This window comes from Curtobacterium sp. PsM8, assembly GCF_030433875.1.
Taxonomy (GTDB): domain Bacteria; phylum Actinomycetota; class Actinomycetes; order Actinomycetales; family Microbacteriaceae; genus Curtobacterium.
Map to the genome: position 1 here is coordinate 1 of NZ_JARUXD010000034.1, position 25,967 is coordinate 25,967.

Below are 25,967 nucleotides of genomic sequence, written 5' to 3' on the forward strand. Positions count from 1 at the left end.
CGGCGGGGGGGCGCGCGCCCCCGGCGCGGCCGGGCGGGGCGCGGGGGGGGGCGGGGCGGGGGCCCGGCGGCCCCCCCCCCCCCCCCCCCCCCCCCCCCCCCCCCCCCCCCCCCCGACCGTCCTGCACAGCGGAGTGCCCGGCGTCGACCGTCCACAGCCGTCCGACCCCCGCGCGGCCCGCCCAATAGACTGGTGCGCATTCCACGAACCGATCGACGGAGCACCATGCCTGACATCACGAGCGAGCAGGTCGCACACCTGGCGAACCTCGCACGTATCGCACTCACGCCCGACGAGATCGAGAAGATGACCGAGGAGCTGTCACTCATCGTCGACAGCGTCGCCAAGGTCACCGAGGTCGCGACCCCGGACGTCCCCGCGACGAGCCACCCGGTCCCGCTCGAGAACGTGTCCCGCCCCGATGTGGTCGGCGAGACGCTGACCCAGGAGCAGGCGCTCTCCGGCGCCCCCGACTCGGACGGCGAACGCTTCCGGGTGACCGCGATCCTCGGCGAAGAACAGTAGGCGGAAGAACAGTGACCCACGACATCACCACGCTGAGCGCTGCCGCGCTCGCCGACGCCCTGGTGGCCCGCGACGTCTCGAGCGTCGAGGCCACGCAGGCCCACCTCGACCGGATCGCCGCTGTCGACGGGGACGTGCACGCGTTCCTGCACGTCAACCAGAACGCGATCGCCGCCGCGAAGGCCATCGACTCCCGCCGTGCGGCCGGGGACGACCTCGGCCCCCTCGCCGGTGTGCCGATCGCCGTCAAGGACGTCCTGTGCACGCAGGACATGCCGACCACCTCGGGCTCGAAGATCCTCGAAGGCTGGGTGCCGCCGTACGACGCCACCCCGGTCGCCAAGCTCCGCCGTGCCGGCCTGGTGCCGCTCGGCAAGACCAACATGGACGAGTTCGCGATGGGCTCGTCGACCGAGTTCTCGGCGTACGGTCCGACGCACAACCCGTGGGACCTCGACCGGATCCCCGGCGGGTCCGGCGGTGGCTCGGCCGCCGCGGTCGCCGCGTTCGAAGCCCCGCTCGCGCTCGGCTCGGACACCGGTGGGTCGATCCGCCAGCCGGGTGCCGTCACGGGCACCGTCGGCCTGAAGCCGACCTACGGTGGCGTCAGCCGCTACGGTGCCATCGCCCTGGCGTCGAGCCTCGACCAGATCGGACCGGTGTCCCGGACCGTCCTCGACGCCGCGCTGCTGCACGACGTCATCGGCGGGCACGACCCGAAGGACTCCACCTCGCTGCGACAGGAGTGGCCCTCGTTCGCCGCTGCCGCGCGTGACGGTCTGCAGGCCGACTCCCTCAAGGGCGTCCGGATCGGCGTCGTCAAGGAGCTCGCCGGGGGCGATGGCTTCCAGGCCGGCGTCACCCAGCGTTTCCAGGAGACGGTCGCGCTGCTCGAGTCCGCCGGAGCGGTCGTCGTCGAGATCGACGCCCCGTCGTTCGCTTACGCGATCAGCGCCTACTACCTGATCCTGCCGGCGGAAGCGTCGTCGAACCTCGCGAAGTTCGACTCGGTCCGCTTCGGCCTGCGCGTCACGCCGGAGAAGGGTGCCACGGTCGAGGACGTCATGGCGGCCACGCGTGAAGCCGGCTTCGGTCCGGAGGTCAAGCGCCGCATCATCCTCGGCACCTACGCCCTGAGCGCCGGGTACTACGACGCCTACTACGGCAGCGCGCAGAAGGTCCGCACCCTCGTCCAGCGCGACTTCACCGCCGCGTTCGAGCAGGTCGACCTGCTCATCAGCCCGTCGGCGCCGACCACCGCGTTCAAGATCGGTGAGCGCATCGACGACCCGCTCGCGATGTACCTCAACGACCTCACCACGATCCCCGCGAACCTGGCGGGTGTGCCCGGCATGAGCATCCCGAACGGCCTGGCGCCCGAGGACTCCCTGCCGACCGGTGTGCAGCTGATGGCTCCGCAGCGCGAGGACGCCCGGCTCTACCGGGTCGGCGCCGCACTCGAGCGTCTGCTCGAGCAGCAGTGGGGGGCCCCGCTGATCTCCCGGATCCCGAACCTGGACGCCGCACAGCAGTCCGCCGCAGAGGAAGGTGTCATCTGATGGCCAAGGACGCACTCATGGACTTCGACGAGGCGATCGAGCGGTTCGAGCCGGTGCTCGGCTTCGAGGTGCACGTCGAACTCGCGACGGCCACCAAGATGTTCTCGGACGCGCCGAACTTCTTCGGCGGCGAGCCCAACACGAACGTGACGCCGGTCGACCTCGGGCTGCCCGGGTCCCTGCCGGTCGTCAACGAGCAGGCCGTGCGCTACTCGATCCAGCTCGGGCTCGCGCTCGGCTGCTCGATCGCCGAGAGTTCGCGGTTCGCGCGGAAGAACTACTTCTACCCGGACAACCCGAAGAACTACCAGATCTCGCAGTTCGACGAGCCGATCGCCTTCGAGGGCGAGGTCGAGGTCGAGCTCGCCGACGGCACGATCTTCCAGGTGCCGATCGAGCGTGCCCACATGGAAGAGGACGCGGGCAAGCTGACGCACGTCGGCGGTGCCACCGGCCGCATCCAGGGCGCCGAGTACTCGCTCGTCGACTACAACCGGGCCGGTGTCCCGCTGGTCGAGATCGTCACGAAGCCGATCGTCGGCTCCAAGGAGCGCGCACCCGAGCTCGGGGCCGCGTACGTGCAGGTCATCCGTGACCTCGTCCGCGCGCTCGGCGTCTCCGAGGCCCGCATGGAACGCGGCAACCTGCGCTGCGACGCGAACATCTCGCTGCGCCCGTGGGGCCAGGAGAAGCTCGGCACCCGCACCGAGACCAAGAACGTCAACTCGTTCCGCGCCGTCGAGCGTGCCATCCGCTACGAGATCCAGCGCCAGGCCGCGATCCTCGCCGCCGGCGGGACGATCACGCAGGAGACCCGGCACTGGCACGAGGACACCGGCCGCACCTCGGCCGGCCGTCCCAAGTCGGACGCCGACGACTACCGGTACTTCCCGGAGCCGGACCTGCTGCCCGTCGTGCCCGACCCGGCACTCATCGAAGAGCTCCGTGCGAGCCTGCCCGAGGCACCGGTGGCACGCCGCCGTCGCCTGAAGGGCGAGTGGGGCTTCGCGGACCTCGAGTTCCAGGACGTCGTCAACGGCGGCCTCCTCGACGAGGTCCAGGCGACGATCGACGCCGGTGCCGGCCCGCAGGCCGCCCGCAAGTGGTGGACCGGCGAGATCAGCCGTGTTGCGAACGCGCAGGACGCCGCGCCCGGTGACCTCGTGTCGCCGCAGCACGTGGCCGAGGTCATCGCGCTCGTCGAGTCCGGCGACCTGACCGACCGACTCGCACGCCAGGTCCTCGAAGGCGTCATCGCCGGCGAGGGCTCGCCGGCGCAGGTCGTCGAGTCCCGTGGGCTCAAGGTCGTCTCGGACGACTCGGCCCTGACCGCGGCCGTCGACGAAGCCCTCGCCGGGCAGCCGGACGTGCTGCAGAAGATCCGCGACGGCAAGGTCCAGGCGGCTGGCGCGATCATCGGCTCGGTCATGAAGGCGATGAAGGGCCAGGCGGACGCGGCACGTGTGCGCGAGCTCGTGCTGGAGCGCGCGCAGCAGCAGTAGGACCGAGCATGACCCTGCGCGACCCAGCGCTGGACGTGCATGACGGGAGGCCCGTGGCGAGATCGCCACGGGCCTCCCGTCCATCCTGGGGACACGTCAGCGATCCGGTGACAGGATGGAGCGTGTCAGCAACGATCCGAGCCATCGGTACCGCCGTCCCGCGGACCACCCTCGGGCAGGCGTCGGTCCGTGACCTGTTCGCCGCCCAGCCCGGCCTCGGGAGGCTCGCCTCGCGGCTCGTCCCCGCTGCCTTCAACGCCTCCGAGGTCGAGCACCGCCACAGTGTCCTGCCGGAGCTCGACTCCGCTGCCGGACCCGGCACGTTCCGCGACGCCGACGGTGTCCTCACGTCGCCGAGCACCGGCACCCGGAACGACCGGTTCCGCGAGCTCGCCCCGCCGCTCTTCGTCGGTGCCGCGCGGGACGCCCTCGAGCGTGCCGCCGTCGACCCGGCGACCGTCACCCACGTCGTGACCGTGTCCTGCACCGGCTTCACCCAGCCGGGCCCGGACCTGGCGATCGTCGAGGAGCTCGGGCTGCCGCGGAACGTCTTCCGGCAGCACGTCGGGTTCATGGGGTGCTTCGCCGCGTTCCCGGCACTCCGGATCGCCGACGCGTTCGTCGGCGCCGACCCGAGCGCGGTCGTCCTGGTCGTCTGCGCCGAACTCTGCACGCTGCACGTGCGGAACTCCGAGGACCCGGACCAGATCGTCGCGAACAGCGTCTTCGGCGACGGTGCCGCAGCGGCGGTCGTGACGGCGGACGGCCCCGGCCTCCGCCTCGATGCCTTCACCACCATGGTCCTGCCCGAGGGCGCGAGCGAGATGGCGTGGAACATCGGTGACGAGGGCTTCGAGATGGTGCTGAGCACCCAGGTGCCGAAGCTCATCGGCGTGCACGCGGCCGAGGCCGTCGCCCCGCTCCTCGACCCGCGCGGCTGGACGCCGGACGACGTGCCGGTGTGGGCCGTGCACCCCGGCGGCCGGGCGATCCTCGACCGGACCCAGGATGCCCTGCACCTGCCGGACAGCGCGTTGACGGCGAGCCGCGCGGTCCTCCGTGACCACGGCAACATGTCGAGTGCGACGGTGCTGTTCGTCCTCCGGGAGGCCCTCGAGGCCCGTCCCGCAGACGGCACGCCCGTCGTCGCACTGGCCTTCGGGCCGGGGTTGACGGTCGAGGCTGCGTCCCTGACGGTGGTCGGCAGCCCGGTCGCCGCCGCTGCCGCGAGTGGTGCGCCCGCCGCGGTCGAGACGGCTGCGGCCGCTGCCACCACGTCCGCCCCCACCACGGCCGCTCCCGTCGGGGTCGGGGCGTGACCGGCACGGTCGACCTGTCCACCCGCGCCGTCGACCTGCGCGAGCTGATGGACGACCCGGACTGCGACCCCGCGACGCTCGACCGGACGTTCCGCCGCTTCGCGCTGGTGAACGCGGCGGTGTCCGGCTGGCGGTCGGTGTGGCGCACCCACGTCGTGCCGGCACTGCCGCCGACCGGTCGGGCCCGTGTGCTCGACCTCGGCTGCGGTGGCGGTGACCTTGCCCGGTCGTTGGTGCGGTGGGCACGGAGCGACGGGTTCGACCTCGAGGTCGTCGGCGTCGACCCGGACCCGCGCGCGATCGCGGCGGCCGAGCGGCAGACGACGGCCGGTGTGACCTTCCGGACGCAGTCCAGCGGCGACCTGGTCGCGGCGGGGGAGCGGTTCGACGTCGTCGTGTCGAACCACGTGCTGCACCACCTCGACGACACCGAGCGTGGCGCGTTCCTCCGGGACTCGGGGGAGCTGGCCGTCGGGCGCAGTGTGCACTCTGACATCCGACGCTCGGTGTCCGCCTACCGGTTGTACGCGATCGGGGCGTCGTTCGTGTCGGCCGGTACCTTCATCCGCGAGGACGGCCTCCGCTCGATCCGCCGGAGCTTCACGGTCCCCGAGCTCGCCGCGGCCCTGCCCGCCGGCTGGCGCGCCGAGCCCGCGTCCCCGCACCGCGTCCTCGCCGTCCGCGACTGACCCTCCGCGGCGGCGCTTCCGCGGCGCGGTGCGTCCGCGGCGCGTCCGCGGAACGCAACGTGGGCGGTCCTGCGCAACGGAGTACCGCTGCGCCGGACCGCCCACGTTGCGTGTTGCGAGGGAGAGGGGCTAGGGGCGCAGGAGCACCTTGATGGCGCGGCGCTCGTCCATCGCGGCGTACGCCTCCGGGGCCTGGTCGAGGGGCAGCTCGAGGTCGAACACCTTGCCCGGGTCGATCGCCCGCGACAGCACGTCGGGCAGCAGCTCCTCGATGTACGCACGTGCCGGGGCCATGCCGCCGCCGACCGTGATGTTCTTCGCGAACAGGAACGGCATCGGCAGCTCCGGGTCGCCCGCGGGGACGCCGACGTAGCCGACGGCACCGCCGGCGCGGACGACGCGGAGCGCCTGGTCCATGCTCTCCGCTGTGCCGACGGCCTCGAGCGCACAGTCGGCGAGGTCCCCGCCGAGCAGCTCCCGCACGGCCGCGACGCCTTCGTCACCACGGGCCTCGACGATGTCGGTCGCGCCGAACTCGCGCGCCAGCGCCTGACGGTCGGCGTGCCGGCTCATCGCGATGATCCGCTCGGCACCGAGGCGCTTCGCCGCCAGGACCGCGGACAGCCCGACCGCCCCGTCGCCGACCACGACGACGGTCTTGCCCGGTCCGACCTCGGCCGAGACGGCCGCGTGGTGCCCGGTGGAGAACACGTCCGACAGCGTGAGCAGCGACGGCACCAGGTCGTCGTCGACCGGACCCGGCACGACGACCAGGCTGGCGGCGGCGTCCGGCACGCGGACGTACTCGGCCTGGGCACCGCCGAGCGGGTGGCCGTAAGCGTCTGGCGTGACGCCGAACGTGGAGCCGTGGTCGCAGCCGCTCGTCATGCCGTGGGCGCAGGCCTGGCAGGTGCCGTCGTTGGTGGTGAACGGGGCGATGACGAAGTCGCCGACGTGCAGGTCGGTCACGTCGTCGCCGACCTGGTCGACGACACCGACGAACTCGTGGCCGATCGCACGCGGTTCGGCCGTGTCGCGGACGCCGCGGTAGGGCCAGAGGTCCGAGCCGCAGACGCACGCGGCGATGACACGGACGACGGCGTCGGACGGGGTGAGGATCGTGGGGGCGTCGCGCTCCTCGACACGGATGTCGCGGGGGGCGTGGATGACTGTTGCGCGCACGGGGTGTGCCTTCCGTCGGGATGAGGGGGGACCGGCCGGTCGACGTTGTCCGGACGCCCGTCGACAGTACGCTCGTGCGGGTGGACGAGGACCGGTACGGCAGTGACGTGCTCTCGGGCGACTGGCGCTCGCGGGGTGTGCAGAAGGTGCGGCAGGTGCCGCTCGAGCGCGACATGGTGCTCGAGGACCCGGACTCCGGCTGGGCCGGCGCCGTGGTCGGGCTTGAGGCCGGCAACGTCTCGCTGGAGGACTGGAAGGGCCGCGTCCGCGCCTTCCCCTTCGTCGGCCAGTTCCTGCTCGAGGGTGAACTCGTCACCCTGAGTCGCCCGCAGGCTCCGGTCGGTCGGTCCGCCGCGGCCGCCCCGCCGGCTCGGTCCACCGCCACGGCCGGGAGGCCCGGTGCCGCCCCGGCGGTCCGGCACGCCTCCGACGGTGGTCGCCTCCGCACCGCGTCCGGGTCGTTCGCCGTCGAGCAGCAGCGTGCCCGGGTGGCCCTGCCGAGCCGGATCATGGTCGAGGGCAAGCACGACGCCGAACTCGTCGAGAAGGTGTGGGGTGCCGACCTCCGCGTCGAGGGCGTCGTCGTCGAGGAGCTGTCCGGCGTCGACAACCTGGCTGACGTGCTCGACGACTTCCGGCCGACCCGGGAGCGCCGCGTCGGCGTCCTGGTGGACCACCTCGTGCCGGGCTCGAAGGAGTCCCGTTTCGCCGACGCCGTGATGCGCGGGAAGTGGGGCGCGCACGTCCTCGTCGTCGGGCACCCGTTCGTCGACGTCTGGCAGTCGGTGAAGCCGGCGCGCGTCGGACTGCAGGCGTGGCCGACGATCCCGCGGTCGATCGAGTGGAAGGCCGGCATCTGCCAGGCGCTCGGGTGGCCGCACGCCGAGCAGGCCGACATCGCCCGGGCGTGGCAGCGGATCCTCGGGCAGGTGCGGACCTTCGCCGACCTCGAACCGCAGCTGCTCGGCCGTGTCGAGGAGCTGATCGACTTCGTGACCGAGCCGGCCTGACGGCCGCGCCCCGCGCCTCCCGGCCGCCCTGCCCGCCCGTACCGCCCGTCCCCGCCGCGCCGAGCCTCGGCCAGGCGGACAGGATCCGTCCCACTTCCGCCGAGTTCTGTCCGCTGCCCCGAGCCTCGGGCCGGATCCCGGGCGCGCCGCCTACGCTTGCAGGATGGACGGCATCGACGGACGCGTGCGGAACGCCGTCGACGTCTGGCTGCGCTGGTTGCCCCGCTGGCAGATCGGCACCGCACGGCCTCGCACCCGGATCTGCCGGCGCTGCACCGGTTCCCCGATCGCCGCGGCGGCCGGGTTCGGACCGGACGTGCCGCACCCGGTGCAGCACGCGCTGATCGGTCGGATGTCCGCCATCGTCGAGGACGCCGTCGACGACTACACCGCCAAGAACCTGCCGCTGCTGCAGCGGGAGCTCGAGCGGGCCGCGGCACGCAAGCGACGCTCGGGGTACCAGCCGGCCGAGGGGCTGTCGCCGGAGTTCCAGGGCCTGGACATCGATCCGCAGCCGGAGCCGGGGGAGCCGTTCCTGTTCACCCTCGGTGAGCTCGCGGGCACCGGGGCAGACGCCCAGGAGCCCCGCGAGCCGTTGTCGGACGAGGCGAAGGCCGCGCTCCGCCACGAGATCGAACTGTCCGACGAGGCCGCGCGGTCGACCGGCACGGCGGTGTGCCTGGCGCTGCTCGACCACCGGGAGCGCATCGCCGAAGCCGTCGAACGGCTCGTCGAACCCCAGATCGCCGCGCTGGTGTCGGACATGTTCCGCGGGCTCGACGGTCCCGACGAGGGTCCGCGCGGCGGCCTCTTCTAGCGGACGGGCCGAGCAGCCTCCGGAGCCGTCACAGGGGGAAGCCGTCGGTCACGCCACGAGCAGCGCCGGAACGCCGAACCAGAGCGCTGCCGGAACCACCAGGACGAGGATCGCGCTGATGCCGATCACCGTGTCCGTGGACGCCGTCGGCCATCCGCTCCGCGCGACCAGCCCGAGGACGAGCGCAGCGACGACGGCACACCACGGGCCCAGCGCGAGGACCAGGACCACGGGCCACAGGACGAGGGAAGCACCTGTCCCGGTCGCGAGGACGGGGAGCCACATGACCAGCCACAGGATGAGCAGGACCCCGGCCGCCGATGACAGGAGGGCCGTGGCCACCACGAGCGGAACGGGGCGGCGGCGGTGGTCGGCGGGCGTGGACACGCTCGGTCCCTACCGGGAGGAGCGTTCGGCGGCAGACGGGCTGCGCGTCTCGGACCGCCGACCTGACCGGACCCGCAGCACCAGTCGGGCGAGGAGCCGCCAGCCGACCAGGAACACGCCGAGCACGATCGTCGCCACGATGAGGAACGAGATCGGCAGCGGGTTGCCGTCGACGACCCCCTGCCCGGTCGCGACCCGGATCGCCATGCCGACGAACACGGTCAGGATCCACGCCACGACGCCCGTCGGCCAGATCGCGAGCGGCCGCGACCATGCCCCGGAGGTCACGTACGCGATGGCCCAGCCGGCCAGGAACGGGTACGCAGTCGTCCACAGGCCGAGTGGCGCGAACGCCTCGCCGTGTGACGATCGTCCGATGACGGCGAACGCCACGATGAGCACGACGTCGATGACGGCCGCGAGCCAACCCCAGGTACGAGTCTCCACGCCCCCATCCTCGCAGGGTCCGGCGGTGGTGCCCCTGGTCACCGCCGCAGGAGCGTCCGACCGGAGACGACCGTGCCCCGAAGCGACCGGTGTTCGACGGCGCTGGCCGGGTCGTCGATGCGGGCGACGACGAGGTCGATGGCCTCGCGGCCGATGCGCTCGATGGGCTGCGCGAACGTCGTGAACCCGATCCAGTCGTCGGCGAGCGGACGGACCCCGTCGAACCCGGTCACCGAGACGTCCTGCGGCACGCGGACGCCCCGACGGGCGAGGGCCCCGCACAGGTCGAGCATGAGCCGGTCGGTCGGGCACATCGCCGCGGTGGCCCCCGACTCGCGCATGACGTCGACGACGTCGGCGGCCAGGTCCTCGGGCGGACGCACGAAGCTCGCGTCGATGTCGATGACCCGGGTGCCGCGTGCTCGGAGTCGCTCGACCATCGCTCGCGACCGGGCGTGCTGGGTGATCGCGTCGCCGATCGGCACGGTGAGCACGACGACCGCGGTGTGCCCGGCGTCGGCGACGGTGTCCGCGATGACCGCACCGCCGTCGACCTCGTCGCAGTAGACGCTGGACAGCGCCGGGTGCAGCTCCGGACGGCCGGCGACCACGGTCGCGATGCGCGGGGCGAAGTCGGCGATGTCGGCCGCGGGCATCAGGCCGCTGCAGACCACGAGTCCGTCGACGCGCATCGAGACGAGGGCGGCGAGCGCGGACTTCTCGTCCTCGACCCGGCCGACGCCGGTGGTCGTGACGACGCGGTACCCGAGCTCGGAGGCCCGGCGCTCCATCACGGCGTGCAGTGCGGTGTAGACCATCGACGACGCGTCGCGCATGAGCATGCCGATCGTGTGCGTCCGTCCGCTGACCAGTCCTCGTGCCATGGCGTTGGCGACGTAGCCGAGTTCGGCGGCGGCCCGCTCGACCCGTTCGCGGGTCTCGTCGGAGAACCGTCCGGTGCCGGACAGGACCCGGCTGACCGCCGACTTCGAGACGCCGGCGCGGGCGGCGACGTCGAGGATCGTCGGCTGTGTGCCCCGGCCGCCGTTCACGCCGCCGCCACTGCGGGCGCGGCTGCCGTCACGGCGACCGTCGCCACCGTCGTCGGCAGGGAGAGGAGGACCATCTGGCCATCCTCGCAGCAGCCCCGGCCAGAGGACGACCGACCTCTCGGCCACGACTCGGCAGCCCGCTGCCCGGAGTTCACCTCCCGGCGACGAGCGCGGTACCTGGAGTTCACCCGACCGCACCACACTCGACCCCGGTGCGGGAACGTTCCCACACCTCCTTCCCCCGAAGTACTGCCCCCACGAACCAGGGAGACCTCCGACGTGAAGACCCGAGTCCTCGCCGGCGTCGCCATCGCGGCCGCCGCATCCATCGCACTCTCCGGCTGCGTCCAGAGCGCGAACGCCTCGAACGGCGCCGAAGCCACCCCGGGCTCGACGAGCCTGAACGTGTTCATCAGCGGCGACACGAACGTCCAGGACCTCTGGGACAAGTCGCTCATCCCCGCCTTCGAGCGGATGCACCCGAAGATCACCGTCCACACCAGCATCGACCTGCACGGGGAGCACGACGCGCAGACCCAGGCGAACCTCGCCACGGCGGTCAAGGCGCACAAGACGCTGCCCTACGACCTGGTCGACGCGGGCTTCGTCACCACGGCGGGCAAGGCCGGCCTGATGGCGAAGACCGACGCGCGTGCGATCCCGAACCTGGCCCACGTCCCCGCGGCCACCAGGGAGCAGGGCGGCGACCGGGCGATCCCGTACCGCGCCTCCAGCGTGCTGCTCGCGTACGACACGAAGAAGGTCACGAACCCGCCCAAGACCCTGGACGACCTGCTCGCCTGGATCAAGTCCAACCCGGGCCAGTTCGCCTACAACTCGCCGTCCTCCGGCGGCTCGGGAGGCGCGTTCGTGATGACGGTGCTGGCCAAGTACCTGTCGAAGTCCGAGCAGACCCAGATGCAGACGACGTACGACAAGTCGCTCGAGTCGAAGTGGGACGAGGGCTTCGCCGCGCTCAAGGACCTCGGCCCGTCGACGTACCAGAAGGGCGTCTACCCGAACGGCAACGACCAGGTGCTGCAGATGCTCGGCTCGGGCCAGATCCAGATGGCCCCGGTCTGGAGCGACCAGTTCATCACCGCGCAGAAGGCCGGCACCATCGGCAAGGACGTCGCGTTCACGCAGATCTCCGACCCGTCGTTCACGGGCAGCGCGAGCTACCTCGGCATCCCGGCGACCGAGCCGGCGGCCAAGAAGCAGGCCGCCGAGGAACTCGCCGACTTCGTCCTGTCGTCCCAGGGGCAGCAGCTCGTCGCGAAGGCCGTGTCCGGTTACCCGGTCGTCCCGCTCAGCTCGCTGCCGTCGAGCGTCGCCGAGCAGTTCTCGAAGGCCGACCCGTCGAAGCTCCGCCTCGGCTTCCAGAGCGCGTTCCAGGCCGACATGAACGCGGCGTGGGACGCGAAGGTCCCGCAGTGACCCAGACCGTCCCGAACGGCCCGGCCCTCGACCGGGAGGCCCGTGGTGACACCGCCACGGGCCTCCCGGCCGTCCCGTCCCCGGCCCGGAGCAACGGTCCGCGCGGCGAGCGTCCGCGCGGCGGCCGACCCACCACCCAGGAGCGTCTCGCGCGCCGCCGGCGCGTCCAGGGCCTCGCGCTCGTCACCGCACCGGTGCTGGTCGTCGTCCTGTTCGTCGGCGTGCCGGTGGTCAACGCGGCGCTGTTCAGCCTCGGGTTCACCGGCGGCCTGAACCAGGCACTCGCCGACATCGGCCAGGACACCGTCAGCGGGTTCTCGTTCGCGGTCTACGGCACGCTGCTCGGCAACCCGACGTTCCTCCGCGACCTCGCGGCCACGATCGGGGTCACGCTCGCGTCGACCGGGCTGACGATCGCGCTCGCAGTGGTCGTCGCCGTGATCCTCCGGCTGCGCGGCGGGTTCCTCGGCCGCACGCTCAGCGTGCTCGCCGTCGTCCCGATCTTCGTGCCGGTGGTGATCGCCAGCTGGTCGATCCTGACCTTCACCGACGCGCAGGGGTTCCTGCGGAGCGCCGGTGCCCAGGTGGGGATCGACGTGCCGGTGTGGGGCTACACGCTCGTCGCGGTCGTGTTCGGCAGCGTCTGGACGAGCCTGCCGTTCGCCGTGCTGATGATCGCCGGGGCGCTGCAGGGCACCCCCGACGCCCTGATCGAGGCCGCACGGGACGCCGGTGCCAGCACGTGGCGCGTCGTCTGGCAGGTGCTGCTGCCGATGGCCGCGACACCGATGGTCATCGCGACGACGTTCACCGTGATCGGCGTGCTCGGCTCGTTCACCGTGCCGTACTTCACCGGCCCGAACGCCCCGACGATGCTCGGCGTCGACATCTCCAAGTACTTCCAGTCGTACAACCGTCCGCAGCAGTCCACCGCGATGGCGTTCATCGTGTTCGTGTTCGCCGCGGCCGCCAGCGTGCTGTACCTGCGGTCGACCGTGCGCTCGAACGCCCGCGAGCTCGGGAAGGGACAGCGATGATCAAGCGCCTCACCGGCACCGCCCTGGTCTGGGCGACCGCCGTCGTCCTGGCCGTGTTCATCGCCGGCCCCCTGCTGTGGTTGGCCGTCCGGGCCTTCGCCACGAGCTGGACCTACCCGAACCTGCTGCCCGACGGGTGGACGCTCAAGTGGTGGGGGACCGTGTTCCAGGACCCGTCGCTGGCCGTCGCCGTGCAGAACTCCCTCGTGCTCGCCCCGCTGACGGTCCTCATCGCCGCGGTCGTCTGCCTGCCAGCCGCGTGGGCGATCAGCCGCATCGAGTTCCCCGGGCGTCGCGTGGTGCTGGTCGGGCTGTTCGCCACGAACGCCTTCCCGAAGATGGGGCTGTTCGTCACGATGTCGGCGATGTTCACGGCGCTGAACCTGATGAACACGGTCACGGGCATCCTGATCGTCCACGTGCTCGGCTGCGTGGTGTTCATGACGTGGTTGCCCGCGGCGGCGTTCTCGGCGGTGCCGCGCTCCCTCGAGGAGGCCGCACGTGACGCCGGTGCCGGACGCTGGCGGACGTTCTGGTCGGTGACGTTCCCGATCGCCTGGCCGGGGATCCTCGTGGCGATGGTGATGAGCTTCCTGGCGTCCTTCGACGAGGCCCAGGGCACGTACCTGGTCGGCGCTCCGGCGTACATGACGATGCCGACCGCGATGTACTCGCTCGTCCTCAACTCACCACGCCAGGTGTCGGCGGTCTTCGCGATCGCGCTGAGCATCCCGTCCGTGGTGCTGATGACCCTCGCCCGGAAGCACATCATGGGCGGCCGTCTGGCGGACGGGTTCCAGATCCGATGACCACACGCAGCACGAAAGGCGACCACATGTCGGACGCAACGCTCCTCGCGGAACCCGCACCGGGCCTCCAGACCGTCGGCCGGCCCACCGACGACCGGACCAGCGACGATCGCACCCACGGCGGACTCGTCCTGCGGGGCCTGACCAAGTCCCTCGGCGGACGCGACGTCGTCGCCGGCATCGACCTCGACGTGGCGAAGGGCGAGCTCGTCTCGCTGCTCGGCCCGTCCGGCTGCGGCAAGACCACCACGCTCCGCATGGTGGCCGGCTTCCTGCCCGTCGACGGCGGCACGGTGACGATGGGCGGCGCGGACGTGACCGACCTCGGACCCGAGCGCCGACCGAGCGCGATGGTCTTCCAGAACTACGCGCTCTGGCCGCACATGACGGTGACGCAGAACGTGGCGTTCCCGCTGCGGACCCGGCGGGTGTCGAAGGCCGAGACGACCCGGCGCGTCCACGAGGCGCTCGACCTCGTCGGCCTGACCCACCACGCGACGTCGAAGCCGACGGCGATCTCCGGCGGCGAGCAGCAGCGTGTCGCTCTGGCCCGCGCGATCGTGCAGGAGCCCGACGTGCTGCTCCTCGACGAACCGCTGTCGAACCTCGACGCGAAGCTCCGCGTCAGCGTCCGCGACGAGATCCGGCGCATCCAGCAGCGCCTCGGCATCACGACCGTGATCGTCACCCACGACCAGGACGAGGCGCTGAGCATCTCGGACCGGATCGCGGTGATGCACGACGGGCGGATCGAGCAGGTCGCGTCGCCCACCGACCTCTACGCCCGCCCGTCGACCCGGTTCGTCGCGTCGTTCATCGGGTCCACGAGCACCGTCACGGGCGCGTTCCTGGCCGCCGTCCGCACCCCGGTCCCGGCCGGCGACGAGGTCCTCGTCCGCCCCGAGGAGGTCGTGCTCACCGACGACGGCCCGGTCCACGCCACGGTGTCCCGCGTCCTCATGCGCGGGCACTTCGCCGAGCTCGTCCTCCGCTCCGGCGACGCGGAGCTGCGTGCCTACGTCACCGGCCCACCGCCGCCCCTCGGCACCGAGACCGGTGTCCGGATCGGTGCGGTGCTCGTGTACCGCGACGGCGTCCTGACGGAGGTCGCACGATGAGCGCCCCGGGGGTCGCCGTGGCCACGCCCACGCCCGCCAGCACGCCCGTGCCCGCGCCCACGACGGACAGCGGCGGCGCCACGGTCCGGATCCCACGGCTCGTCGCGCACCGCGGTGCCCCGCGGGTCCGGCGGGAGAACACCCTGCCGGCCATCGCGGTCGCCGAGGCGCTCGGCGCGGACACCATCGAGGTCGACGTCCGACGCACCGCGGACGGCGTCGCGGTCCTGCTCCACGACGAGACCCTCGGTCGGATGTGGGGCGACGCCCGACCGGTGTCCGAGGTCCGCTGGTGCGACGTCGCCCGGCTCGGCAACGGCCTGGACCGGATCCCGCGCCTGGACGCCGCGCTCGAACGACTCGACGGCTGCGGCGCCACCCTGCTCGTGGACCTGACGGACGCGGCCGACGCGGTCGTCGCGGCACGCACCGTCGCCGGCGCCACCGGGACCACCAGCGTCGCGTGGTGCGGGGCGCCCGCGGCGATGGCGGCCGTCCGGACGGAGTTGCCGGACGCCGACGTCTGGCTCGCCTGGCAGTCGCTCGAGCCGCCGACGGCCACCGACCTGCTCGAACTGACGCCCTCGACGCTCAACCTGGACGTCGCGTTCCTCACCCCGCGCACCGTCACGGCCGCGCACGCGCTCGGGCTGCGCGTCGCCGTCTGGACCGTGGACGACGTCGAACCCGCGCTCTGGGCGGTACGCCTCGGTGTCGACTCGATCACGACGAACGACGTCGCCGGGGTCCAGGCCGCCCTCGCCGCCGCCGAACGGGACGGCTGGCCCGAGCGGGACCGCGAACCCACCGAGACCGAGGTCGCCTCGCGCGCCCAGGCCCTCGCCCACCGCATCGCCCACGAGGTGATCGCGTTCACCCGCGAGCACCCCGTCAGCGAGGTCACCACCAAGGCCGACCCGGCCGACCTCGTCACCGACGTGGACCGGCTCGTCGAACAGCACGTCCGCTCCCGGGTGCGGACGGTCTTCCCGACGCACGGCTTCACCGGTGAGGAGTACGGCGACGCACCGGGCGACCGGCACCGCTGGTACCTCGACCCCGTCGACGGCACGACGAACCTGGTCAACGGGGTGCCCTGGACGTCGATGTCGCTGTGCCTCACCCGCGGCGGGCGTCCGCTGGTCGGAGTGGTCGCCGACCCCTGGCGCGGCGAGGTGTTCGAGGCTCGACGCGGCCGCGGGGCCACCGTCCGCGACCGCGCACTGCGACTCGACGACGTCCCCCGGGCGCTCGCCGGAGCCGTCGTGGGGACCGAGCTCGACGGACACCGGCCGTGGCCCGGGTTCGGCACGTTCCTCGACGCCCTGGCCGATCGCTCGTGCACGCTGCGGGTCCAGGGGTCCGGCACGCTCACCATCGCGCAGGTCGCCGCCGGTCGGGGGATCGGCGGGTGCGTCTCCGCCTTCAACCCGATCGACCACGGTGCCGCGGTGCTGCTCGTGCACGAGGCCGGCGGGGTCGTGCTGACCCTCGACGGGCCGGTGCAGGACTTCCCACCGGTCGGCGCACCGTTCCTGGTCGCGCACCCGGGTGCGGCGGACGAGCTGTTCCAGGTGTGGACCGCGGCGGTCACCGGGGGCGGGTCGGCGTCCTGACGCGGGACGGGCCTCCCGGCCGGGAGGCCCACGGCGGCTTCTGAGCGCACGCACAGTCAGTCGCGGCCACCGGTGCCTACCGTGGGCGGCAGCGGGCACGGTGCCCGCGACGAAGGAGCACACCATGGGATTCCTCGACCGTCTGCTCGGCCGCGAGGAGCGTCCGGAGCAGCCACGCAACGGGACCGGTGGGGCACCGCAGCCGGGGTACCAGTACGGGCAGCAGTCGTACCAGCAGGCGCCGGCGGCACCGGCCGCGCCGTACGGTGCTCCTGTGCAGCCCGGCCAGCAGGCCGGGGCTGAGGACCAGCGCGCCGTCGAGCGGTACCGCTACCTGCTCCGGACCGCGCCGCCCGAGCGGATCGAGGAGGTGCACGCCGAGGCATTCGCCACCCTGACGCCCGAGCAGCGTCGGATGGTCTACGACGAGTTCACCCGCTCCGCCCCGGCCGGCGAGGCCCCGCGGGGCGACGACCCGCGGTCGCTCGCCCAGAGTGCGACCCGGTCCGAACTCCGGCAGCCCGGGTACATGGAGCGCTCGCTCGGTGGTCTCGGCGCCGGTGGCTTCGGCGGCGGTGGCATGGGCGGTGGCTTCGGTCCGCGGCAGGGGCCCGGGTTCGGGAGCATGCTCGGCGCCTCGCTGCTCGGCACCGTCGGCGGCTACGTGATCGGTTCCGCCCTGATGAGCGCCTTCCTGCCGGACCCCGGGTCGTTCGACGGTGGAACCGATGCGAGTGGTGCGGATGACGGTGGATCGGGGGACACTGGGAACGGATCCGGCGACGGCGGCGTGGCCGACGGTGGCGGGTACGACAACGCCTCGTGGGGCGACGGTGGTTCCGACTTCGGCGGCATGTCCGACGGCGGGTTCGACCAGGGCTCCAGCGACTTCGGCGGTGGCTTCGACGTCTGAGTGACGTCCGTCGCTCCTCGCCGACCCCGGTCGATCGGTGCACCTGTCCGGTCGACCCCCGAGGGACGCAGCCGGTCACGAAGGAGCGACATGGCCATCATCGAGGCCTCCGGCCTCACCAAGACGTACCGTTCGAAGTCGGGGCCCGTGCATGCACTGGCGGGTCTCGACCTCGCGGTGCCCGAGGGCACCGTCACCGCACTGCTCGGCCCGAACGGCGCCGGCAAGACCACGACCGTGAAGGTCCTCACCACCCTCGTCGAACCGGACTCCGGGTCCGCGACGGTCGCCGGCATGGACGTCGTCCGCGACCCGCAGGGCACCCGACGAGCGATCGGCGTCTCCGGGCAGTACGCCGCCGTCGACGAGAACCTCACCGGGTTCGAGAACCTCGAGATGATCGGTCGGCTGTACCACCTGGGTCGACGGGCCGCCCGAGACCGGGCGCGCGAACTCATCGACGTGTTCGGGCTCTCCGAGGCCGGCGACCGCCCCGTCAAGGGGTTCTCCGGCGGCATGCGGCGGCGCATCGACCTCGCCGGAGCGCTCGTCATGAACCCGCGCGTGCTGTTCCTCGACGAACCGACGACCGGCCTCGACCCACGGAGCCGCCTGGCACTCTGGGGCATCATCGAGGACCTCGTCGCCCGCGGGGCCACGGTGCTCCTCACGACGCAGTACCTCGAGGAGGCCGACCAGCTCGCCGACGACATCGCCGTCATCGACGACGGACGGGTCATCGCCGAGGGCACCTCCGACGAGCTCAAGGCGCAGGTCGGCGGCCACCGGGTCGTCGTCACCCTGGTCGACGCCGCCGACGGGGACACCGCCACCACCGTCCTCCGACGTCACGGCACCGGGGACGTCGAGACGAGCGGCGACGGACGCACCCGGGCGGTCGCCGTCGACGCCGGGCCCGCGGCACTGCAGCGGGTCCTCGCCGACCTCGGTGCGGCCGGCGTCGCGCTCCACGACGCCGGGATGCGTCGGCCGACGCTCGACGACGTGTTCCTCCGCCTCACCGGGCACGCCGCGACGGACGACGCGGGCGGGGACAACGGCGGCGGTGGACGCGGGGGTGGGGGCGGCGACGGGACGGGCGTGAGCGGTCCGTCGGGCGCGGGGCGGGCCTCCCGGCAGGAGCTGGTCCGATGACCGCCACCAGCACGACGACCGGCACCGACGGCGCACTCGGCCGGCAGCTGCCCGTCGTCGTCACCGCACCGCTCGCGGTCTGGTTCGAGGACGGCTGGACCGTCACGAAGCGGAACCTCGTCAAGATCAAGCGGTCGCCGGACCTGCTCGTCTTCGCCGTCCTGCAGCCGATCATGTTCGTCCTGCTGTTCAGCCAGGTCTACGGCGGTGCGATCAGCGTGCAGGGCACCGACTACACGCAGTTCCTGATGGCGGGGATCTTCGCGCAGACCGTCGTCTTCGGGGCCACGTTCTCCGGGTCGGCGATGGCGCAGGACCTCAAGGAAGGGCTCATCGACCGGTTCCGGACCCTGCCGATGTCGGCGTCGGCGGTCCTGGTCGGTCGGACGAACTCGGACCTCGTGCTCAACGGCATCTCGATGGTGATCATGATGGCCACCGGTCTCGCCGTCGGTTGGCGTGTCAACTCGTCACCGGTCGAGTTCGTCGGCGGGATCGCGCTGCTCCTGCTGTTCAGCTACGCGTTCAGCTGGGTGATGGCGCTGCTCGGCATGAGCGTCAAGACACCCGAGGTGATCAACAACGCCTCGTTCATGATCCTGTTCCCGCTGACGTTCATCTCGAACGCCTTCGTGCCCAGCGAGACCATGCCCCTCGTGCTCCGGGTGTTCGCGGAGTGGAACCCGGTGTCCTCGCTCGTGCAGGCCGCGCGGGAGCTGTTCGGCAACGCCGGGTCGGCGCCGGTGCCGGACATCTGGACCATGCAGCACCCGATCACCACCGTGCTGATCGGGATCGCGGTGATGCTCGCGGTGTTCGTGCCCTGGGCGGTGGACAAGTACACGCGGATCAGCAGCAAGTAGGAGCTGGTGCTGGTGCCGGCTGCTGGTGCTGGTGCTCGTGCTCGTGGTGCTGGGGTGGGCGGCTAGCGGTGCAGGATCGCGTCGCGCACCTTGCGGCGCAGGACCTTGCCGATCATCGACCGGGGCAGGTCCTCGACCACCACCACACGACGCGGCACCTTGTAGGCGGCCAGGTGGTCGCGGGACCACGCCCGGAGTGCCTCCGCGTCGAACGTCGCCGGGTCCGTCGGGATCACGGCGGCCACGACCTGCTCGTTGCCACTCTGCACGACGCCGACGACCGCGACCTCCTTGACGCTCGGGTGCTTGAGGAGCGTGTCCTCCACCTCGGACGGCGCCACGTTGAACCCACCCGTGATGATGAGCTCCTTGAGCCGGTCGACGATCCGTACGAAGCCGTCCGCGTCGATCGCCACGATGTCGCCGGTGCGGAACCAGCCGTCCGAGGTGAAGACCTCGTCGGTGGCCTCGGCCTTGCCCCAGTACCCGCCGAAGACCTGCGGGCCGCGGACCTGCAGTTCGCCGGACTCGTCCGTGCCCAGCACCCGCGACTCGTCGTCCGGGTCCACCACACGGCACTCGGTCGACGGCAGCGGCAGGCCGATCGCACCCAGACGTCGGGCGTCCGACACCGGGTTCGCCATCAGCACGGGGGAGCACTCGGACAGGCCGTAGCCCTCCACCAGGAAGCCGCCGGTCCGGGCCTCCCACGGCTCGATGACGTCCTGCGACAGCGGCATCGCACCCGAGATGCCGATGTCGATGCCCGCCAGCGACACCTTCGCCGAGTCGGCCGCGTGCTGCAGCCGGGCGTAGATCGGCGGCACCGCCGGCAGGAACGTCGGCGGACGCTTCTTGATGGCCTTGAGGACCAACGCGGGGTCGAACGCCGGGAACAGGACGAGCCTCCCGGCGATGCTCATCGCGAACGTGAGGCACAGCGTCAACCCGTACGCGTGGAACATCGGCAGCACCGCGTGCACGACGCTGCCGTCACCCGCGCTGATCTGCGGGATCCAGGCACGCGCCTGCGCGGCGTTCGCCAACAGGTTCCGGTGCGTCAGGACGGCGCCCTTCGGGGTGCCGGTCGTGCCCGAGGTGTACTGGATCAGGGCGACGTCGTCCGTCTCCGGGCGCGGGTGCCGCTTCGACAGCTTCCGGGTCGACACCAGGTCGTCCCAGCGGGTCGTGCCGGACACCGAGGTCGTCAGCTTCGCCCGCGACTCGCGGGCCTTCGCCACCGGCAGCGACAGCGCCAGACGGGTGGTCCGGGGCATCGCACGCGTGAGGTCCACCGACACGATCGCGCGGAGGGCGACGTCCGCCGGGAAGTCCTGCAGCGTCGCGACCGACTTGTCCCACGCGATCGCGACCGTCGCACCGTGGTCCTCGAACTGGTGGCGTAGCTCACGCGGCGTGTAGAGCGGGTTGTGCTCGACGACGATGCCGCCGAGGCGGAGGACCGCGTAGAACGCCACCACGTGCTGCGGGCAGTTCGGCAGCACCAGCGCCACCCGATCGCCCTTCGTCACGCCGAGCTTCCGCAGGCCGTTCGCCGCGCGGGCGATCTGGTCCTCGAGCTCGGCGTAGGTGGTCTCGCGCGTGAAGAACTCGAGCGCCACCGCCTTCGGGAAGCGCCGGGCGGACTGCTCGACCAGGTCCGGGAGGGACCCCGTCATCGGTTCGATGTCGTGCGGCACCCCTGACGCGTAGGAGGCAAGCCAGGGACGAGGCGTGTCGATGCTCACGTCGTCCAACCTAGCGGGCGGATCCGAGGGGTTGTCAGGCGGGGGTGTGTGGGGGTGGGGGGTGGAGGTGCTGGTGCTGGTGGCGGTGGGCGGGTGGTGCGTGCGTCGGGCGCGGTTTCCGGCGTGCGGCCGGGCGCGCTGTCAGGGGGCCGACGGACCATGAGGGCATGTCGTTCGTCACCGATGCGTTCCGCACCCGTCTCCAGGCCACCTTCACCGGGAGCACCCAGGGCAGCCCGGAGTGGGTGGACGCGCTCGAACAGGGCACCGACGCCGGCTTCTTCGGCCCCGGCTCCGCCACCTGGTCCGTGCACGGCGGCAACCAGACCATCGTCGCCGGCGTCCGTGCCCTCCTCGTCCAGGCCCTGCACCCCGGGGCGCTCGCCGGGGTCGCCGACCACTCGCGGTACAAGGAGGACCCGTTCGGACGCCTCGCGGGCACCATCCGCTGGATATACACCGTCACCCACGGCGACACCGCGACCGCGACCTCCGGCAGCGAGTGGGTGCTGCGGCTCCACGAACGTGTACGCGGCCAGTACGTCGACGGCCACGGCATCGGACGGCCCTACACCGCCAACGACCCCGACCTGGCGCGTTGGGTGCACCTCGCGTTCACGGACGCGTTCCTCCGCACCGCCCAGCGTTGGGGGGAGCCCATCCCCGGTGGCGCCGACGCCTACGTCCGCGAGTGGGCGATCGCCGGCCGCCTGATGCACGTGCACGACGCCCCGGAGACCGAGGCCGAGCTCCGCGCGCAGATGGACGGCTACCTCGACCGTGGCGAACTCGCGGTGACGCCCCGGACCCGGGAGGTCCTGCGCTTCATCAAGAACCCGCCCCTCGCCGCGATGCTCCGGCCCGGGTACCGCGCGCTCTACCAGGGCGCGGTGTCGACCCTCGACTCGAGGCACCGGGCGCTGCTCGGCATCCGGGCGCCGATGCTCGGCCCGATCGAGCTGCCCGTGGACCGCGCGACCGGGTTGGTCCTCGACGGCATCACCGGGGTGCTCGGCAGCCAGTCGGGCAGCGAGCGTGCGGCGTTGCGCCGGATCGCCCGGCTCGAGCGTGAGGCCGAGGCCGAGGCGCGCGCGGCGGGTGCGGCCGGCGCAGACGGCGTCGCAGACGGGGCGGGCGCGGCGGGCGCTGCCGACGCTGCTGAGCGGGGTCTCGGCGCGGCCTGAGCTGCGCGCTGCTGCGCTGCGCGCTGCTGCGCTGCGCTGCGCGCTGCTGCGCTGCGTGGTCGGGCGCCGCGCTGCGGGCGCCGTGTGCGCGCCGCTGCTGCGCTGCACCGCGCTGGCGCCCGCGGGACTGCCGTCCTCCCGCTCCGCCGGGCGCGAGCGGGCAAATTCGTCCCTGGTCTCCGTCCCCGTCCCCGCCCCCGGCATTCCGCCCGCTCAAGCCGCAGCCCAGCTCGGAGACGACCAACATCGCTCTGTCACCCCCGCCCGCTGCCGCGAGCGGGCGGATCTGGACGGTCCTCCGCCCGGGCACCGCGGTGTTCCGCCCGCTGAACCCTGATTGATCAGGAACGTCATCGCGCGAGGGTTCCGCCGACGCCACCGCCGGTGAGCGGGCGGAAAGGATCGAGTCCCGGCACGCTCAGCCTGGCATTCCGCCCGCTCGCCCCCGGGGCCCGCGGTGCGAGGGACGGCGGGGCCGATGAACGCTCCCCGCGCGGCTCTCGTCGGCGAGCGGGCGAATGCGGGCTCGGGTGCGTCGCTGGGTCACGTGATTCCGCCCGCTCGCCGCTCGTGGTGACCGGCAAGGGCGGGGCAGGGCGGGCGGGGCGGACGGGACGGGACGGGACGGACGGGAGGCGCGGTGCCAGCTGGCACCGCGCCTCCCGTCCGGATGGTGAGTCAGAAGCCGGACGGCACCCGCGGGGTGTACGCCTGCTCGAGTCGCGCGACCTCGTCGGACGTCAGCTCGATCGCCGTGGCAGCGACCGCGTCGTCGATGTGGTGCTCCTTCGTCGCGCCGATGATCGGCGCGGAGACGGCGGGCCTGCCGGCGACCCACGCGAGGGCGATCTGCGCCATGCTCGCGCCGCGCTCCTCCGCGACCTGCCCGACCGCCTCGACGATCGCGCGGTTCGCATCCTCGTCCTGGCGGTACAGCGTCTTGCCGAACTCGTCCGTGTCGGAACGGGAACCGGAGCCCTGCGCATCCCACGGGCGTGTGACCTTGCCGCGGGCGAGCGGGCTCCACGGGATCACGCCGACGCCGGTGTGGGCGCAGAAGGGGTGCATCTCGCGCTCTTCCTCCCGTTCGAGGAGGTTGTACTGGTCCTGCATCGCGACGAACTTCGTCCAGCCGTGCCGCTCGGCGACGTGCTGCATCTCCGCGAACTGCCACGCCCACATGCTGGAGGCGCCGATGTAGCGGGCCTTGCCGGACTTGACGACGTCGTGCAGGGCCTCCATCGTCTCCTCGACCGGGGTGAGCGGGTCGAAACGGTGGATCTGGTAGAGGTCGACGTAGTCGGTGACGAGGCGCGTCAGGGAGGCGTCGATCTCGTGCATGATCGCCGCGCGGGACAGCCCGGCGCCGTTCCGGCCCGGTCGCATGCGGTTGAAGACCTTCGTGAAGACCTGGACCTCCTCGCGCGGAGCGAGTTCCTTGAGGAGTTCGCCCGTGATCTCCTCACTGCTGCCCGCCGAGTAGACGTTCGCGGTGTCGAAGGTGGTGATGCCGGCGTCGAACGCCCGGCGGACGAAGGGGCGCGCCTCGTCGATGCCGACGCTCCAGGCGTGCGAGCCCATCGCCGGGTCGCCGTAGGACATCATGCCGAGGATGACGCTCGAGATCTCGAGGCCGGTGTTGCCGAGGCGGACTGTCGGGACGGTGGGGGTGTCGGACATGCGGGGTCCTTCCGTGGCGGGTGGTGCGGGGTGCGGGGTGCGGGCCTTCTCGACGGGTGCGTCAGAGGGCTTTCCTGCGGGGCGGGCGTGAGCGGGCGTTCCTGCGGGGTGTGTGAGCGGGTGTGTGGCGTGGGCGGGTGTGTGGGGTGCGTGAGTGGGTGTTTCTGCGGGGTGCGTCAGGCGGGGACCCGGGCATCTCGCCCGGTCACCGCGAGCAGCCGGACTTGCAGGGGAGCATCGTCGTCCACCTGCACTGGAGCCGCGTACAGCCCGGTCGCCGCGAGGGACTGGATCTGCGGCTCGAAGTGCGTCCACACCGCATCGACGAGCTCGTCCGGCAGGTGTTCGTCGCTGCCGGTCGCGCGGGCCAGGTCCCACGTGTGGATCGTGATGTCGCTCGTCTGCTCCGCGAGGTACTCGCCGGCCTGCACCACGTCCGTCGACAGGTGCACCGGCGTGTCCTTCGGAGCGCGCTGCCACGCTTCGATGGCGGCGCTGGAGTGCCGTTGCCACTCGGCGAGGAGGTCGTCCCCGATCGGATCGAGGTCGGCTGCGGCCTGTTCGTGGTCGCAGCCGGTGAGGAGCTTCGGGATCCAGCGCTGCTCGTCGACCACATGTGCGACGAGGTCGCGCGTGGTCCATTCGGAGTCCGGGGTCGGCGCGTCCCAGTCGGTCACCGCGGCGACACGGCGGCCGAACTCGGCCACGGCGAGGGTCTGCAACGTGATCCAGTCGGTGGACATCGGGGTGCTCCTGTTCGTCGGCGGGCGACGTCTCGACCTCAGTGTCGGACGTGCTCGTGTGCAGCGGTGATGCGTGCAACTCCGCGGCCAGGGGGCGGATTCCCTCGGGTGCGCCGGAGCGTTCCTCACGGTACCGCTCGGCGTGACGGGAGGCGCTGGTGACGGGGCGCGCAGAGGTCCAGCCCCGAGGTGGCCCGGTCGCGGGATGCGTGGGCCCGGCGTTGTGGGTGAGCGGGCGAGATACCGCGGAGACGGGGACGATCGCCCTGGTGTTCCGCCCGCTCGTCGGGCCGGGGCATCGCGAGGTTGGTGGTGGGCGGGTGGCCGGGTGACCCGGCCGGAGGTCGGCGGGCGGGAGGTCGGGTGGGTGCGCGGCCGGGTGGGCGGTGGGCGAGTGAGCGACATACCGCGGGGACGGTTGCGATCACCCTGGTGTTCCGCCCGCTCGGCTCTGCGAGAGCCAGCGCGCGCGAGGGAGCGGCGGACGCTCGGGACACGGTGCACGACTCCTGAGTGGCGGCCGCGGGTCCTGGTCGGGTCAGTGCTGCCCGGACAGCACGAAGCCCCGACGCTGAGGGCGCCGGGGCTTCGTGCGGGGGAGAGGTCAGGCCGCCTGGAGGACGAACTGGACGTCGAGGTTGATCGTGACGTCGTTGCCGAGGGTGAAGCCACCGGCCTCGAGGGCCGCGTTCCAGTTCACGCCGAACTCGGTGCGGTCGATCTTGGTGGTGGCCTCGGCGCCGAGCTTGGTCTGGCCGTAGCCGTCGGTGGTGACGCCACCGAACTCGGTCTTCAGGGTGACGGGCTTGGTGACGCCGCGGAGCGAGAGCTCGCCGTCGATCAGCATGTCGTCGCCGTCCTCGCGGATGCCGGTCGAACGGAAGACCATGTGCGGGTGCTCTTCGGTGAGGAAGAAGTCACCGGTGGCGAGGTGCTGGTCGCGCTGGGCCTGGTTGGTGTTGATGCTGGAGACGTCGATGGATGCCTCGAGCTTGGTGTCGAGGGGGTTCTCGGCGGTCACGAGGGTCGCGTCGAACTGCTCGAACTTGCCCTTGACCTTGCTGATCGCGAGGTGGCGGACCGAGAAGCTGACCTCGGAGTGGGTCGGGTCGAGCTTCCAGGTGCCGGTGACGTAGCCGGGGATGGCGGAGGCGTTGAGAGCCATGGTGTGTCCT

The 25,967-nt window shown here is 72.3% G+C and carries 24 protein-coding genes; 16 read left to right on the top strand and 8 right to left on the bottom strand.

Annotation, left to right across the window (positions count from 1 at the left end; genetic code table 11):
* Nucleotides 1-225 precede the first annotated feature (225 nt).
* The 5 genes from gatC (at nucleotide 226) to QCD68_RS09575 (ending at nucleotide 5,594) form a co-directional block, all read left to right on the top strand.
* Nucleotides 226-525 (top strand): Asp-tRNA(Asn)/Glu-tRNA(Gln) amidotransferase subunit GatC, encoded by a 300-nt coding sequence (gatC, locus tag QCD68_RS09555; protein WP_111076257.1) that lies wholly within the window; start codon nucleotides 226-228, stop codon nucleotides 523-525.
* Between the two features lie 11 nt (nucleotides 526-536).
* Nucleotides 537-2,084, top strand: coding sequence for an Asp-tRNA(Asn)/Glu-tRNA(Gln) amidotransferase subunit GatA (gatA, locus tag QCD68_RS09560; RefSeq protein WP_301222853.1), 1,548 nt, complete (start codon nucleotides 537-539; stop codon nucleotides 2,082-2,084).
* The gene (gene gatB, locus QCD68_RS09565; protein ID WP_301222854.1) at nucleotides 2,084-3,586 is read left to right on the top strand and encodes an Asp-tRNA(Asn)/Glu-tRNA(Gln) amidotransferase subunit GatB; all 1,503 of its coding nucleotides are present in this window, start codon (nucleotides 2,084-2,086) and stop codon (nucleotides 3,584-3,586) included. Before gatA ends, gatB begins: the two co-directional genes overlap by 1 nt.
* 122 nt (nucleotides 3,587-3,708) lie before the next feature.
* Nucleotides 3,709-4,905 (top strand): type III polyketide synthase, encoded by a 1,197-nt coding sequence (locus QCD68_RS09570; protein ID WP_301222855.1) that lies wholly within the window; start codon nucleotides 3,709-3,711, stop codon nucleotides 4,903-4,905.
* Complete coding sequence (locus tag QCD68_RS09575) at nucleotides 4,902-5,594, top strand: methyltransferase domain-containing protein (RefSeq protein WP_301222856.1); 693 nt, start codon at nucleotides 4,902-4,904, stop codon at nucleotides 5,592-5,594. The genes QCD68_RS09570 and QCD68_RS09575 overlap by 4 nt, the downstream gene beginning before the upstream one ends.
* Before the next feature lie 129 nt (nucleotides 5,595-5,723).
* Here QCD68_RS09575 and QCD68_RS09580 read toward each other — a convergent pair whose 3' ends face one another.
* Nucleotides 5,724-6,776: a zinc-dependent alcohol dehydrogenase family protein gene (locus tag QCD68_RS09580; protein ID WP_301222857.1), complete on the bottom strand. Its 1,053-nt coding sequence runs from the start codon at nucleotides 6,774-6,776 to the stop codon at nucleotides 5,724-5,726.
* An 80-nt stretch (nucleotides 6,777-6,856) separates the two neighbouring features.
* Here QCD68_RS09580 and QCD68_RS09585 point away from each other — a divergent pair, with 80 nt between their 5' ends.
* On the top strand, nucleotides 6,857-7,786 hold the full coding sequence (locus QCD68_RS09585) for a DUF3097 domain-containing protein (protein WP_253467839.1): 930 nt from the start codon (nucleotides 6,857-6,859) through the stop codon (nucleotides 7,784-7,786).
* Nucleotides 7,787-7,949: 163 nt separating this feature from the next.
* A complete protein-coding gene (locus QCD68_RS09590) occupies nucleotides 7,950-8,603 on the top strand; it encodes a spermidine/putrescine ABC transporter substrate-binding protein (RefSeq protein ID WP_111076251.1) in 654 nt (217 codons plus the stop codon).
* 48 nt (nucleotides 8,604-8,651) lie between these two features.
* Here QCD68_RS09590 and QCD68_RS09595 read toward each other — a convergent pair whose 3' ends face one another.
* From QCD68_RS09595 to QCD68_RS09605, 3 genes are read right to left on the bottom strand one after another with little or no spacing between them, the layout of a single operon-like run.
* Complete coding sequence (locus QCD68_RS09595) at nucleotides 8,652-8,990, bottom strand: hypothetical protein (RefSeq protein WP_301222858.1); 339 nt, start codon at nucleotides 8,988-8,990, stop codon at nucleotides 8,652-8,654.
* A gap of 9 nt (nucleotides 8,991-8,999) precedes the next feature.
* Nucleotides 9,000-9,437, bottom strand: coding sequence for a DUF3054 domain-containing protein (locus tag QCD68_RS09600; RefSeq protein WP_301222859.1), 438 nt, complete (start codon nucleotides 9,435-9,437; stop codon nucleotides 9,000-9,002).
* Nucleotides 9,438-9,475: 38 nt separating this feature from the next.
* Entirely contained in the window at nucleotides 9,476-10,489 is a 1,014-nt protein-coding gene (locus QCD68_RS09605; protein ID WP_301222860.1) for a LacI family DNA-binding transcriptional regulator, read from the bottom strand.
* A gap of 279 nt (nucleotides 10,490-10,768) precedes the next feature.
* Between QCD68_RS09605 and QCD68_RS09610 the strand changes: the two genes are divergently transcribed.
* The 8 genes from QCD68_RS09610 to QCD68_RS09645 all read left to right on the top strand — a co-directional run bounded on the left by QCD68_RS09610 (nucleotide 10,769) and on the right by QCD68_RS09645 (nucleotide 19,437).
* The gene (locus QCD68_RS09610) at nucleotides 10,769-11,926 is read left to right on the top strand and encodes an extracellular solute-binding protein (protein WP_301222861.1); all 1,158 of its coding nucleotides are present in this window, start codon (nucleotides 10,769-10,771) and stop codon (nucleotides 11,924-11,926) included.
* Nucleotides 11,923-12,963 (top strand): ABC transporter permease, encoded by a 1,041-nt coding sequence (locus tag QCD68_RS09615; RefSeq protein WP_301222862.1) that lies wholly within the window; start codon nucleotides 11,923-11,925, stop codon nucleotides 12,961-12,963. The genes QCD68_RS09610 and QCD68_RS09615 overlap by 4 nt, the downstream gene beginning before the upstream one ends.
* On the top strand, nucleotides 12,960-13,772 hold the full coding sequence (locus QCD68_RS09620; RefSeq protein ID WP_111076245.1) for an ABC transporter permease: 813 nt from the start codon (nucleotides 12,960-12,962) through the stop codon (nucleotides 13,770-13,772). The genes QCD68_RS09615 and QCD68_RS09620 overlap by 4 nt, the downstream gene beginning before the upstream one ends.
* Before the next feature lie 26 nt (nucleotides 13,773-13,798).
* A complete protein-coding gene (locus QCD68_RS09625; protein ID WP_301222863.1) occupies nucleotides 13,799-14,890 on the top strand; it encodes an ABC transporter ATP-binding protein in 1,092 nt (363 codons plus the stop codon).
* On the top strand, nucleotides 14,887-16,506 hold the full coding sequence (locus QCD68_RS09630) for an inositol monophosphatase family protein (RefSeq protein ID WP_301222864.1): 1,620 nt from the start codon (nucleotides 14,887-14,889) through the stop codon (nucleotides 16,504-16,506). The genes QCD68_RS09625 and QCD68_RS09630 overlap by 4 nt, the downstream gene beginning before the upstream one ends.
* 124 nt (nucleotides 16,507-16,630) lie before the next feature.
* Nucleotides 16,631-17,419, top strand: coding sequence for a hypothetical protein (locus QCD68_RS09635; protein WP_301222865.1), 789 nt, complete (start codon nucleotides 16,631-16,633; stop codon nucleotides 17,417-17,419).
* Nucleotides 17,420-17,509: 90 nt separating this feature from the next.
* Nucleotides 17,510-18,574, top strand: a complete 1,065-nt coding sequence (locus QCD68_RS09640) for an ATP-binding cassette domain-containing protein (protein ID WP_301222866.1) — start codon at nucleotides 17,510-17,512, stop codon at nucleotides 18,572-18,574.
* On the top strand, nucleotides 18,571-19,437 hold the full coding sequence (locus QCD68_RS09645; RefSeq protein WP_301222867.1) for an ABC transporter permease: 867 nt from the start codon (nucleotides 18,571-18,573) through the stop codon (nucleotides 19,435-19,437). Before QCD68_RS09640 ends, QCD68_RS09645 begins: the two co-directional genes overlap by 4 nt.
* A 62-nt stretch (nucleotides 19,438-19,499) precedes the next feature.
* Here QCD68_RS09645 and QCD68_RS09650 read toward each other — a convergent pair whose 3' ends face one another.
* Complete coding sequence (locus tag QCD68_RS09650; protein ID WP_301222868.1) at nucleotides 19,500-21,185, bottom strand: long-chain-fatty-acid--CoA ligase; 1,686 nt, start codon at nucleotides 21,183-21,185, stop codon at nucleotides 19,500-19,502.
* Between the two features lie 167 nt (nucleotides 21,186-21,352).
* Between QCD68_RS09650 and QCD68_RS09655 the strand changes: the two genes are divergently transcribed.
* Nucleotides 21,353-22,369 (top strand): oxygenase MpaB family protein, encoded by a 1,017-nt coding sequence (locus QCD68_RS09655; RefSeq protein ID WP_301222869.1) that lies wholly within the window; start codon nucleotides 21,353-21,355, stop codon nucleotides 22,367-22,369.
* A gap of 678 nt (nucleotides 22,370-23,047) precedes the next feature.
* Here QCD68_RS09655 and QCD68_RS09660 read toward each other — a convergent pair.
* The 3 genes from QCD68_RS09660 to QCD68_RS09670 form a co-directional block, all read right to left on the bottom strand.
* Nucleotides 23,048-24,049, bottom strand: coding sequence for an aldo/keto reductase (locus tag QCD68_RS09660; protein ID WP_301222870.1), 1,002 nt, complete (start codon nucleotides 24,047-24,049; stop codon nucleotides 23,048-23,050).
* A 176-nt stretch (nucleotides 24,050-24,225) separates the two neighbouring features.
* A complete protein-coding gene (locus QCD68_RS09665; protein ID WP_290157622.1) occupies nucleotides 24,226-24,792 on the bottom strand; it encodes a TIGR03086 family metal-binding protein in 567 nt (188 codons plus the stop codon).
* Between the two features lie 604 nt (nucleotides 24,793-25,396).
* A complete protein-coding gene (locus QCD68_RS09670; RefSeq protein WP_111076481.1) occupies nucleotides 25,397-25,957 on the bottom strand; it encodes a YceI family protein in 561 nt (186 codons plus the stop codon).
* Nucleotides 25,958-25,967 lie beyond the last annotated feature (10 nt).

Coding starts and splice junctions, on each gene's coding strand:
- QCD68_RS09655 (WP_301222869.1), top strand. CDS start 21,353: ATGTCGTTCGTCACCGATGCGTTCCGCACCCGTCTCCAGGCCACCTTC.
- QCD68_RS09660 (WP_301222870.1), bottom strand. CDS start 24,049: ATGTCCGACACCCCCACCGTCCCGACAGTCCGCCTCGGCAACACCGGC.
- QCD68_RS09590 (WP_111076251.1), top strand. CDS start 7,950: ATGGACGGCATCGACGGACGCGTGCGGAACGCCGTCGACGTCTGGCTG.
- QCD68_RS09665 (WP_290157622.1), bottom strand. CDS start 24,792: ATGTCCACCGACTGGATCACGTTGCAGACCCTCGCCGTGGCCGAGTTC.
- QCD68_RS09640 (WP_301222866.1), top strand. CDS start 17,510: ATGGCCATCATCGAGGCCTCCGGCCTCACCAAGACGTACCGTTCGAAG.
- QCD68_RS09645 (WP_301222867.1), top strand. CDS start 18,571: ATGACCGCCACCAGCACGACGACCGGCACCGACGGCGCACTCGGCCGG.
- QCD68_RS09625 (WP_301222863.1), top strand. CDS start 13,799: ATGTCGGACGCAACGCTCCTCGCGGAACCCGCACCGGGCCTCCAGACC.
- QCD68_RS09630 (WP_301222864.1), top strand. CDS start 14,887: ATGAGCGCCCCGGGGGTCGCCGTGGCCACGCCCACGCCCGCCAGCACG.
- QCD68_RS09635 (WP_301222865.1), top strand. CDS start 16,631: ATGGGATTCCTCGACCGTCTGCTCGGCCGCGAGGAGCGTCCGGAGCAG.
- QCD68_RS09620 (WP_111076245.1), top strand. CDS start 12,960: ATGATCAAGCGCCTCACCGGCACCGCCCTGGTCTGGGCGACCGCCGTC.
- gatB (WP_301222854.1), top strand. CDS start 2,084: ATGGCCAAGGACGCACTCATGGACTTCGACGAGGCGATCGAGCGGTTC.
- gatC (WP_111076257.1), top strand. CDS start 226: ATGCCTGACATCACGAGCGAGCAGGTCGCACACCTGGCGAACCTCGCA.
- QCD68_RS09670 (WP_111076481.1), bottom strand. CDS start 25,957: ATGGCTCTCAACGCCTCCGCCATCCCCGGCTACGTCACCGGCACCTGG.